Source organism: Veillonella parvula, from assembly GCF_047241225.1.
Taxonomy (GTDB): Bacteria; Bacillota; Negativicutes; order Veillonellales; family Veillonellaceae; genus Veillonella; species Veillonella parvula_O.
The window spans coordinates 80630-92852 of the sequence record NZ_JBKTIE010000004.1 but is presented as its reverse complement, the minus strand read 5'-3'; the positions used below and the strand labels follow the sequence as shown (position 1 = coordinate 92852).

Annotated in this window: 10 protein-coding genes; all 10 read left to right on the top strand. The window is 39.5% G+C overall.

Annotation, left to right across the window (positions count from 1 at the left end; genetic code table 11):
• The first annotated feature begins 51 nt into the window (after positions 1-51).
• Positions 52-1014 (top strand): class II fructose-bisphosphatase, encoded by a 963-nt coding sequence (glpX, locus tag ACLRYO_RS08560; RefSeq protein WP_024060969.1) that lies wholly within the window; start codon positions 52-54, stop codon positions 1012-1014.
• 200 nt (positions 1015-1214) lie between these two features.
• On the top strand, positions 1215-2480 hold the full coding sequence (gene murA / locus ACLRYO_RS08555) for a UDP-N-acetylglucosamine 1-carboxyvinyltransferase (RefSeq protein WP_156696963.1): 1266 nt from the start codon (positions 1215-1217) through the stop codon (positions 2478-2480).
• Positions 2461-3846 (top strand): rod shape-determining protein, encoded by a 1386-nt coding sequence (locus ACLRYO_RS08550; protein ID WP_156696964.1) that lies wholly within the window; start codon positions 2461-2463, stop codon positions 3844-3846. Before murA ends, ACLRYO_RS08550 begins: the two co-directional genes overlap by 20 nt.
• Before the next feature lie 227 nt (positions 3847-4073).
• Positions 4074-5414, top strand: a complete 1341-nt coding sequence (locus tag ACLRYO_RS08545; RefSeq protein ID WP_156696965.1) for a phosphodiester glycosidase family protein — start codon at positions 4074-4076, stop codon at positions 5412-5414.
• An 88-nt stretch (positions 5415-5502) separates the two neighbouring features.
• The gene (locus ACLRYO_RS08540; RefSeq protein ID WP_004695449.1) at positions 5503-5787 is read left to right on the top strand and encodes a biotin/lipoyl-containing protein; all 285 of its coding nucleotides are present in this window, start codon (positions 5503-5505) and stop codon (positions 5785-5787) included.
• A gap of 12 nt (positions 5788-5799) precedes the next feature.
• Complete coding sequence (locus ACLRYO_RS08535; RefSeq protein ID WP_156696966.1) at positions 5800-7782, top strand: SpoIVB peptidase S55 domain-containing protein; 1983 nt, start codon at positions 5800-5802, stop codon at positions 7780-7782.
• Positions 7783-7812: 30 nt separating this feature from the next.
• Complete coding sequence (locus ACLRYO_RS08530; protein WP_004695453.1) at positions 7813-8574, top strand: MlaE family ABC transporter permease; 762 nt, start codon at positions 7813-7815, stop codon at positions 8572-8574.
• Between the two features lie 21 nt (positions 8575-8595).
• Positions 8596-9354 carry an ABC transporter ATP-binding protein gene (locus tag ACLRYO_RS08525; protein WP_004695454.1) on the top strand — a complete coding sequence of 253 codons (759 nt, stop codon included), beginning with the start codon at positions 8596-8598 and terminating at the stop codon, positions 9352-9354.
• On the top strand, positions 9354-10613 hold the full coding sequence (locus ACLRYO_RS08520; protein ID WP_174892351.1) for an MlaD family protein: 1260 nt from the start codon (positions 9354-9356) through the stop codon (positions 10611-10613). The genes ACLRYO_RS08525 and ACLRYO_RS08520 overlap by 1 nt, the downstream gene beginning before the upstream one ends.
• Before the next feature lie 42 nt (positions 10614-10655).
• Positions 10656-12116, top strand: a complete 1461-nt coding sequence (locus ACLRYO_RS08515; protein WP_012864060.1) for a TolC family protein — start codon at positions 10656-10658, stop codon at positions 12114-12116.
• Positions 12117-12223: the final 107 nt, after the last annotated feature.

Here is a 12223-nt window from a genome sequence, read left to right as displayed (position 1 = left end):
CTCTAGGTAAGAGTCATATCAATACATAGAGGACTTATAAGGAGGCCCATTATGGATCGTACATTATCTTTGGAATTTGCTCGTGTCGTTGAAGCCGCAGCTTTGCGTAGCGGTCGTTTGCTTGGCCGTGGGCAAAAGGATGCAGCCGATGGTCTTGCTGTAGATGCTATGCGTCAAGCGTTTGATTCTGTTCGCATTTCTGGTACGGTAGTTATCGGAGAAGGCGAAATTGATGAAGCTCCTATGCTTTATATCGGAGAACACGTAGGCGCTGGCGGACCAGAAGTAGATATCGCAGTTGATCCTATTGAAGGGACAAACTTGATTGCTAAAGGTCAAAATGGTGCTATTGCAGTTATGGCGATTGCAGAAAAAGGTGGCTTGTTACATGCACCAGATATGTACATGGAGAAACTTTGTGTTGGTCCTCGCGGTGCAGGTGCTATCGATATTACGAAATCTTTGACCGAAAATATCAAAAATGTAGCGACTAAAATGGAACGTAATGTAGATGAAATCACGTTGGTTATGCTTGATCGTGAGCGTCATCAAGGCTTGATGAAAGAAGCTCGTGAAGTAGGGGCTCGCATTATGCTCATCTCTGATGGTGATGTTAATCCAGCTATGGAATGTTGTATCGAAGGTTCTGGGGTACACATGGTTGTAGGTACTGGTGGTGCACCTGAAGGTGTACTAGCGGCTGCAGCCTTGAAATGTGTAGGCGGCGATATGCAAGCTCGCTTAAAACCAGAAACGGATGAAGAAATTCGTCGTTGCCATGAAATGGGTATTGCCGATGTAAACCAAGTGCTCACATTAAATGATTTAGTTCGTACTGATGATGTTATCTTTGCGGCTACTGCCATTACACGTGGTAACTTATTAAATCCAATTCAATATTTTCCAGGTGGTGCGCGTACGCATACTATTGTAATGCGGTCTAAAACTGGTACGGTTCGCTTCCTTGATACCGTGCATATGGATCATAAACTTAAAACATTAAAAGCAAAATAAGAATAAAGCCCTGAAATATACTCAAAAATTGGACATAAATTTTTGAGATATATTCAGGGCTTTTTTTCTTTGTATTTTCTCTTATTCTCTTGATGAGATATATCGAAAAATAGTATAATAACATTTAGTATATGACGTTATAAATACAAGGTCTTGTAGCTTATACAAGATGAACGATATAAAGTGTAGGAGGAATTCTGTTGGAAAAGTTAATCATTCAAGGTGGCAATCGGTTGGAAGGACGTGTACGTGTTAGTAGTGCTAAAAATGCAGTGCTCCCTATTATTGCCGGTACTTTGCTAGCATCAACGCCTAGTAAATTGCTTGAAATTCCAAATTTAGAAGATGTAGGCACGATTTGCCAAGTTATCGAGTCTTTGGGGGTTAAAATCGCTCGTAATAATGCAGATGGTGAAATTGTTTTTGATGCTTCTACATTGACTGCTACGGAAGCTCCTTATGAACTTGTACGTAAAATGCGTGCATCCTTCCTTGTCATGGGTCCACTTTTGGCTCGTAAAGGGGAGGCTAAAATCTCAATGCCTGGTGGATGTGCTATCGGTGCACGCCCCATTGATCTTCACTTAAAAGCATTTGAAGCATTAGGTGCAAAAATTGAAATTACTGAAGATTACGTATATGCTCATGCACCGGAAGGACTTAAAGGGACTCAAATTTATTTGGATTTTCCAAGTGTGGGGGCTACAGAGAATGTAATTATGGCTGCTTCTATGGCGAAAGGTAAAACCGTTATCGAAAATGCTGCAGAAGAGCCTGAAATTGTTGATTTGGCTACATTCTTAAATGCTATGGGTGCTAATATTCGCGGAGCTGGTACAAATGTGATTCGTATTGAAGGTGTACCTCAATTAAACGGTGCTATTCATACAGTAATTCCTGACCGCATTGAAGCTGGTACATATTTAATCGCAGCTGCTATGGCAGGTGGTGATGTATTTGTGGAAAACGCATTGCCAGAACATCTAAAACCAGTAGTGGCTAAATTAAAGGAGGCTGGTGTAACAGTAGAGGAAGAAATCGACGGTATTCGCGTTATCAGTAGTGGTAAAGGCATTAAAGCTGTGGACATTAAAACATTGCCATACCCTGGATTTCCAACAGATATGCAAGCTCAATTTATGGCTCTTACTACGATTGCGGAAGGCACTAGTACAGTAACAGAAACTGTTTTTGAAAACCGATTTATGCATGTTGCTGAACTTCGTAAAATGGGAGCGCATATCGACATTGACAATCGTCAAGCTATTGTCGAAGGTATGCCAAGCTTACATGGGGCTATAGTAAATGCTACTGATTTGCGTGCTGGAGCGGCGCTTGTATGTGCTGCATTGACTGCGGAAGGTAGAACAGAAGTCGGTCGTTTACATCATATTGACCGAGGTTATGATGATTTTGTAGGTAAATTGCAAAGGTTAGGTGCTGATATTGTTCGGGTTGACGAATAAGAGTACACAGCCAAAACAAAATAAAAAGAAAAGAAGCCGGCGCTCTAAAGGGCCGGCTTTATACAACGAGCAACAGAACTTAGGTGCTGCAAAGGTTGAAAATTCGAAAGTGAGTACTACACGCAAACCATTGAGAAGGACAAAACGTAAGTCTACTAAGCTTTCAAATGGCGTGGCAAAGCAAGCTAATCATTTGGCCTCCAATATGCGTGAGACCATGATTAAAGTTACAAAAATGCGCCGTGCTGAACGACGTAGTCGTGAGACTGTAGCGATTGCTAAAACAACACCAGCCATGACATTAAAACGTTTAGTTCGACCTGAGCAAGTTGGGGATTTTATGAGTCGTTTAAATCGATCCTTAAACTTCGATTTGGGAATTGATTTAGGGACTGCAAATATCCTCATTTTTGCGAAGGGTAAAGGCTTGGTATTAGATGAACCTGCGTATATTGCACGGGATGATAAAACTGGTGATATTCTTGCTTTAGGTGAGGCTGCACGTTCTATGGTGGGCCGTACTCCAAAAGGGATTTCCGTCATCCGTCCAGTTCAAGCGGGCGTTATTGCAGATTATGATATGACAGAATTCATGTTGAAGTACTTTATTCGCTCCGTTGTACCTGCTTCTAGATTGATGAAGACGCGTATTATTGTATGTGTTCCGTCGGGCATTACACCAGTTGAAAAACGCGCTATTTTGGAAGCTTTACTCAGAACTGGTGCAAAAAAGACAGTCCTTATTGAAGAACCATTGGCTGCTGCTATGGGGACTGGTCTCAATGATGCTGAGCACGTAGGGGCGATGGTTGTCGATGTTGGTGGTGGCACTACGGATATTGCCGTTCTTTGTGATACGGGTGTAGTTGTAAGTGAATCACTTCGCATCGGTGGAGATTCTTTTAACGAATCTATTATTCGCTATATCCGTCGTAAGAAACGCTTGGTTATTGGTCCGCTAACAGCAGAGAAAATTAAAATTTCTGTAGGGACTGTGGATCGCCGTGCAAAGGAGCGCACGATTGAGGTACGAGGACGAGATTCAAGTTCTGGATTACCAAAGATGGTTGCGGTGAATTCTTTAGAGATTCAACGTGCTCTAGAAGCACAAGTGATGAATGTTTTGGAAGGCGTTAAGTCTATTCTAGAAAAAACTCCACCGGAACTTGTGGCCGCTATCAACGATCATGGCATAATTCTTACTGGTGGTGGCGCGCTCATCGATGGATTAGACCGTGTTATTACACGTTCTATTGGAATCGCGGCATACCTTGTAGAATCTCCAAGATATGCAGTGATTAAAGGTGTTGCAAAGGCATTAGATGAAATGTCACAGCTTCGTGATACATTAGATGAGTTACAATAATATAGTTACAATAATATACCATGATGATGTAAGCTTAAATTGACGAGGTTATGGTCTACAGTTATTCTATTTTATGTATGGAGTATCTTTAGACTGTAACCTCGTTTTTCGTTTATTTTTTGAATTTTTCATCTTTATGCTGTATACTATAGTAAAAGTATATTGCGTAAAATTGATGTAATGATATAAGGCCATTATTATGGTTTGTAGCTATAGAGGAATTAAAGATGAAACGATATCTGTATATGACTTTTGCTGTTTTAGGTCTACTGGGTAGTACCGTTCCTCATGCTGAGGCCGGTAATTTAACAGGGGTGCGCGTATCTAATCATGAAGGTACAAGCCGAATTGTTTTAGATGTATCTGAAATGCCTGTATCTTGGACTCAATCCTATAATGAAGAAACACATGCTCTTACATTGAACTTAGGGGGCACTACAAATGCTTTAACTGGCCCCATATCACAAAATGATAAAAAAACGGGAGTTCTTAAAGGCATTGGCTTACAACCGGTTAATGGGGCCTTACGAGTAACATTAACAGCGAATAAGGATGTACAACATCATGAGTTTGCATTAGAAAAGCCTTCGCGTATAGTAGTGGATTTATTTTCTGGCTATGCGCAACAGACTACAAAAGATGTAAATAAATCTGTAACGTATAGCAAAATTAATAACACCGTAGCTGAAGGGAAAATTCAAGCCTTTGCATTGACCGTAGATAATGATTCACCTATGGTGGTGGCGCATGTTCCAGAAGGTAAACCATTATCTTCTGTTACTCAAGCTCATACAGCTATCATTGGAGCAAAGGTAAAAGGGGGCAGTTTTGAACGACCTTACTCAGTGGCGAGTGATGGAGCCATTGATTTAGAGCGTATTTCTAATCGTGGTACGTTACGATATACGCCTAATAGAGGATACTTTATAGAAGAGAAAAAACCTTTGCTTCAAGCTAAAACAAAGAATGAGAGTTTTGTAATCACCTCCGTTGATACGGTTCGTAAAGAGAATGCCTTGACCCTTTATACGTCAACTTATGGTCCTTCTACAAAGACCAATGAATATGGTTATGAAGTGACTGTAGCTAATGGCAAGGTTATTAGTAAACAAAAGGGAAATTCTAAAATTGGGGAAAACCAATATGTATTGTCTGGTCATGGCGAATCTGGAAATGCTTTACGAAAATTAAAAGTTGGAACACCTATTACGATTCAAAATAGAGAAGAACTTGCTCAAGTTAGTACTACCGGTGGAGCTAGTTTAGAAGTGGGCACTATGGTGATGAAAGGCGGTCGCTATGTAGGAGCTGATGAATCTAATAACAAAGGTCGTAGTTTCATTGGAACCACAAAGGAACATGATTTAGTTGTGCTAACAGTTGATAAATCCGAACTTCAATCTGTAGGTGTGACTCAAAAAGAAGGAGCTCAGTTATTGTCTAAATTAGGTGTTGTTGATGGCGCTGAATTATCAAATCAAGGTAGCATTGATATAGTTATCAATGATGATTATGTACACAAATCTTCTGCACCTATGAGTTATGAGGATATAGTAATTATAAAATAGATTCGTTGCATACAATTTTGTTTGAAATATTACTAATAATTTAGTATACTATAAATACATAACTAATTTTGTAAAAGGAGGGATCGTTATGAAAAGAGTAGTGTTAGCTTTAGCTGCATTAGGCATTTTAAGTGTTAGCTCTGTAATGGCGGCCCCTGTATCATACCAAAGTGTATTAACAGGTAAAGTTGCTTCTACAGTTTCTGTTGGTACTTCTGTAACAGAAGGCCAAACATTGGTGACTGTAGAGACATTGGCTGGTCCTATGGCTGCTGCTAAATCTACTGTAACTGGTACTGTAACGGCGGTTAATGTTACAGTGGGTTCAGACGTTTCTCGTGATCAAATCGTTGTCACTGTAGAAAGTAAATAAAGGAGAGAAGGAATGAAGTTTTCTCATTCTTGGCGTCGGTATAGAAAAGCGATACTGGCGCTTTTCTTCTGTACTTCACTTACAACTGTACAGGCTATTGATTTTATGCCTGTCAATGATGTAACAACAGGTATGGAAGGTATTGCAAAAACTGTAATCGTAGGGGATACTATTTCCACCTTTGATGTAAAGGTATTGGGTGTCATGAAGGATAAGGGACCATCTGGTCATCTTATTTTAGCCAAGTTTTCCGGACCCGTTATGGATCAAACTGGTGGCATTGCGCATGGTATGAGTGGTAGCCCTGTATATATAAATGGTAAACTTGTTGGGGCTGTTGCTTATGGCTGGGGGTTTGCGGATGGTACGATAGGTATGATTACTCCTATTGAGGATATGGTCAAACTATGGAATATACCATATGAGAAAAACTTATCTAAACCTTGGGATGATACACAATTGATTCCTTTAGGCACTCCACTTATGGCGTATGGCTTCGATGCGGCATCAATGGAATACTTTAAATCGAAGTTACCACAATATAAATATGAAACATATGACACCGCAAGTGCTAGTGGTGATGAAATTGCAAAACCTTTAGAAGCTGGTGGCTCGGTAGCGGCTTTGCTAGTTGATGGTGACCTTAAATTGGGCGCTATTGGTACTGTTACTCATGTAGATGGTGAAAAGGTTGTTGCCTTTGGTCATCCATTCTTAAAACATGGTTCTTCTAACTATTTTATGCACAATGCAAGTATCTTTACCGTTGTAAAAAGCTATAATGCTGCCTTTAAGCTTGGCTCTATGGGTAAAGAGATTGGTTCTGTTACTGAAGATAGAGGTGCCGGTATTGCAGGTGTATCAGGCGTGATTTCGCCAGGTATTCCATTGCGATTCCATTTAAAGGATATTGATATGGGCCGTGATAGAACTAGTTCCGTCAAGGTTATTGAAGATGGTGAAATGACACCAACTTTAGCAGCTACAGCCTTATACAATATGTTGAATAAAACATTGGATCGCAGTGGTTCTGGTACGGCTACAATTTCTTATACTATTACGCCAAAAGGGAAAGAACATAAGCCATTAACGCGGACAAATATGTTCTACAGCTCTGATTCCATTAGTGAAAAAGCAGTTGATGAATTTTATAATGTTATCGATGTGCTTATGAACAATCGATTCATCAACTATGAAATTTCGGATATTTCGGTTGAAACAAACGTAACGCAAGATAAGAAAACAGCCAAGCTTATAGATGCTTCTGCTTCGTCTACTGTAGTTTCTCCTGGGGATACTATTGTAGTAGATGTAACATTAGAACCGTTCCGCGGCGAAAAGGTTATTAAACAAATCTTCTTTAAGGTCCCAGAAGATCAAGCTATTGGTAAATATACTTTAGAGGTACGTGGCGGTGGCGAGATTCCATTGCCATACGTATTGGAAAAACAAAAGTATAATTTAACAGACGAAATTTTACGCCGTTTGAAAGTTCATAAAGATTTCGATGAGCTTTATGATGAGATTCAAAAGACTGATACAAATAATCAAATCGTTGTAGAATTTTTGGAAGATGGTATTAGCTTAGTTGATGAAGATGGCTCTCAATCTGTTAAAAAGGCTAAACTTAAAGATGTGGAATCAAAACCTATGCCAGGGGATGTAAAGAAAAAAACAGGTCAAGAAGATTTGAGTTCTAGTAAGGATGATGAAAAGAAACCTGAAAAGACTGCCGTTGATACTGAGTACATCGTGCAAGGTGATGGTCAATTTACGATTCATGTAATGAAGCCCGCTGATCGTGATAAAGAATTAGCAAAACGCGTCAAAGAAGCGAAACATCAGATTAAGATGGAACGCAAGTTAGAATTGGAAGATCAATCTAAAAAAGATAAAACGGATAAAGCTGAGTCTAAAAAGGACCCTAAAAAAGAGTCGAAAGAAACTAATAAAAAAGATGAGGCTAATGCTGGTGAAACAAATACACCTGAATAAGTTGAAACTGTAAGGGAAAGGGAGACACTGTTGAGTTGGCTAGAATCGATAGGTCGAGTCGTCATAAACGGCCTATCACAGATGGGTAGTGCTACATTATTAGTGTGGCAAACAATAAAACAATTAAAAATGATTAATCTGTGGCATGTATTTCAGCAGATGGCTCACCTAGGGGTAGACTCTTTGCCTATTATTAGCTTAACTTTGCTCTTTGCTGGTGCGGTTATGACTTTACAGATTACAGATGTACTCATTACCTATGGTGCTCAAAGTACAGTAGGTGGCCTTATGGCTGTAGCTATGGGCCGTGAATTGGGCCCTATCTTAGTTGGTGTAGTATTAGCCGGCCGTGTTGGCGCCGCCATCACGGCTGAAATTGGTACAATGAAGGTAACAGAACAAATTGATGCCCTACGTGTTATGGCTGTTGACCCTGTTGGTTACCTCGTGGTACCACGTGTAGTAGCGTGTATGATTATGGTGCCAATTTTGGCATTTTATGGTGTTGTTATCGGTATTGCCGGTGGTTACTTTGTAGCCACTGTTATCAAGGGTTTGGCGCCTAGTACATATTTAGACTCTATTCAAATGTTTTCTACCATTTCAGACTTCACTTTAGGTCTTATAAAGTCTAGTGTGTTTGGTGCTGTCATTGCATTGGTAGGTGCTTATAAGGGCATGGAAACTAAAATGGGCGCAGAAGCTGTGGGCTTTTCCACTACTAGTTCTGTAGTAACTAGTATTATTCTAGTATTTGTATTAAATTATTTTTTATCTACATTGTTATTTTAGTAGATATTTTTAGAGGGATTTATGATTGAACTACGCAATGTTGTAGTTGCCTATGAGTCACGTGTGATTTTAGACTCTGTTAATCTCACTATTAATGATGGGGAGACGTTAGTTATATTAGGCGGCAGTGGTAGTGGTAAAAGTACACTGCTTCGCTTATTAATAGGTTTACAACGTCCTACATCAGGGCAGATTATCGTAGATGGCACAGATATAACTACATTATCTGAAGATGAATTTAATACAGTACGAAGAAAAATGGGGATGGTATTCCAATATTCAGCTTTGTTTGATTCTATGTCGGTAGGTGAGAACGTAGCTTTTGGTTTGCGTCAACATACGAAGTTAAAGGATGACGAAATCAAACGCATTGTGGCAGAAAGACTTGATTGGGTTGGTTTAAAGGGATATGAGTCATATATGCCTAATGAGTTATCTGGTGGTATGAAAAAGCGGGTTAGCTTAGCTCGTGCTATAGCACTAGATCCGAGTTTAATTCTTTATGATGAACCTTCATCAGGGTTAGATCCTATTACATCAGGTACGATTAGTATGCTAATTAAGGGGATGCAGAATCGGCTCGGTTGTACTTCTATCGTGGTAACACATGATATGCAGTCAGCATTTTATGTTGCTGACCGCATAGCTTTACTCGATCAGGGGCATTTTGTAGAAATTTCTGATACAATAGAATTTAAGAATTCTACAAATAAGAAGGTACAACAATTTATTCATGGTGAAGCAGAGCCGATTAACGAATCTGCGATGGGAGATATATAATGAAGTGGACGACGGAGGCCAAGGTAGGGGCTTTTACAATAATAGGTATAGTTCTATTTATTGCAGGCATACTATTTGTAGGCCGTATCGATATTTGGGCTAAACCGCAAATGACAATTACAGGTGATTTCACTCAAGTAAATGGCCTAAAAAATGGGAATCAGGTTAAATTTTCCGGCGTGGCCATCGGGACTGTTTCTGATATTGAAATTACACCGCGTGGCGTTGTGGTTAAGATGAAGCTTGATGAAAAAACGCAGATTCCAAGTGACTCGATGTTTTCCTTGGGGTCAGATGGTTTTTTAGGTGATAAATTTATTCAAATTTCACCAGGACAGTCTAAAGTATATTTACAGGATGGTGACTCCGTTAAAGGTGAAGGCGTTGATGCTGTGGATAAGGCCATGCAGAGTGCGCAAAAGTTAATGGATGGCACTGAGAAGATGCTACAGTCTATCAATAGTATTATTGGTGATCCTGCAACTCAAAGTGCACTTAAATATTCCTTGCAATCTACAGCGGTGATGGCTGATAATGCGGTAGCTATTACACAAAATATGGCGGATGTAACGGCTCAACTAAATCAAGCAGCACAGCAATTTAATGCTGATGGTAATGCAGGTAATGATATGCGTGCTATTTTAACTAATTTAAAACAAACTACTGATCGTGTAGATAATATGGCTCGTACCATGGAATCGACTGTAACAGATCCTAAGGCACAAGAAAATATTAAAGAGACTTTACATAATACGGCACAGATTTCAGCTCGCATCAATAAACTGATGGGCGGAAAGGCGTACCAAACGGATGTAAATGGAAATAGTGTAGAGGTTGGTATGACTGAAAAAAAGTCATTTACCAAGATTGAACCATCTGTAGATTTGTTGTATAACACAACGGATAATGAATTCCGTGTCAATGGTAGAGTACGTGCCTTTAACAATAAAGGAATGGCTGAAATTGGCCTTTCTAATATAGGTGATGATACTACTTTTGATCTGAATGCAGGTCGATTTATTAGTTCTAAATGGTTGGTGCGTGGTGGTATTTTTGAAAGTGAATTGGGTCTCGGGGTGGATTATAACCTCCGTGGTCCTGTGTCCTTATCAGCCGCGCTATATGACCTTAATCATCGTAAATATCGTATTCGTAGTGATATACGTTTGCATAAAGATACCTATGGCGTTATTCAAATGACCAGACCGTTCAGTTCTACGAATGGAGGTACCTATTTCGGTATTAAACAAGTATTCTAATGACTAACACATTTACTCTATATGAGTATGGAGGTACATATTATGAATAAAAAGGTTCTTTCCTTAGGTGTAATGCTTTCTTTAGTTACTACTGGTGCATTCGCGGCTGATGTAGTAACTACATCCGTTAACAACGGAGACCAATTAAGCAAATATCAAAAAGAAGCTATTCAATTAACACAAAAGCAATTAGCAGAAAAATCTGTTTTAGACAGTAAAACCTATGAACGTACATTAGCTTTAAACGAAGCCCGTACGGTTGATTTAGCATTAGCTAATAATCGTACAGCTAAGCAAACTAAATGGGGTTATGAAGCTGCTAAATCTGCAGTAAGCCAAGTAGCAGCTGGTAAGAATCCAAGTGTTAGTTATGGTTGGAGTGCTCAAAAAACGGGCGGTGACACAGGTAGTGGCAAATCTGGAAGTCATAACTTCTCCATTAGTGCGCCTGTATTCAATCCACAACTTGATGCGAGCATTGATTCTGCACGTTATACTCGTGAAGGTACTGGTGCTAGCTATGAAGAGGCTTTACAACAAGCAAAATATGATGCTCTTAACGGTTATTATACATTGATTATGAGCCGCAATATGGTAGATGTAGCACAACAAGCTGTTAAAGATTATCAAGGTCATGTAACCAATGTAGAGGCACAGTATAATGTTGGTTTAGTGGCGAGCTCCGACGTATTGGCAGCTAAAACAAATCTTGATGATTCTCAAACATCTCTTGTAAAAGCGCAAAATGCTGCAAATTTAGCAGAGGCGAACTTAAATCAAGTTATTGCATACCCTGCACAAACAGCTATTACTACAGCAGAGCGTGATTTACAATATAAACCATATAATGTAACCTTGGAGCAAGCGAAAGCATATGCTATGCTTCATCGTTCCGCTCTTGTTAAATCAGCTCTTGATGTAAAATCTGCAGAAGAAGCTGTAAAATCTGCTAAGGCCGGTTATTTGCCTACGGTTGCTGTAAAAGCTGGTCGTGGCTATGGTGATCCAGATGGTTACTTTGGTACAAGCACAAAGTCCTGGAGTGTTGGCGCTAGTGCTACTTGGAACTTATGGGATGGTGGTGCAACACAAAATGCTATTAAAAAAGCAAATGCACAACTTGAACAAGCAAAAGAAGCTAACTTGGCAACTGTTGATGCTGTATTGTTAGCTGTACAAAAAGCATACTTGAATTTACGAGCTGCTGAACAAACAATTCAAAGTACACAAACTGCAGTCGCACAAGGTCAAGAAAGTTTCCGTATTGCTACGCTTCGTTACCGTGCAGGTGTTGGTACGAACCTTGATGTACTTGATGCAGAAACTAAGTTGACAACAGCTCGTAATAACTATGTAGAAGCTCTTTACAATTACAATATTAGCATTGCGGCTCTTGAACAATTAACAGGCGTTCCATTGTCTACATCTGTAGGTCAAGGTGCTGAAGTTATCGCTAATAGTGGTGCTGTTGAACAATTGTCAAAACTAGGCGGCAATCAATAATATGATCTTTAAAAAGACGACTTTGGTCGTCTTTTTTCTTGTAATGAACATTATAGACAATGAGTGTTCCTGATAGGTTTTATAAAATTCACTCTGAAAATACTATA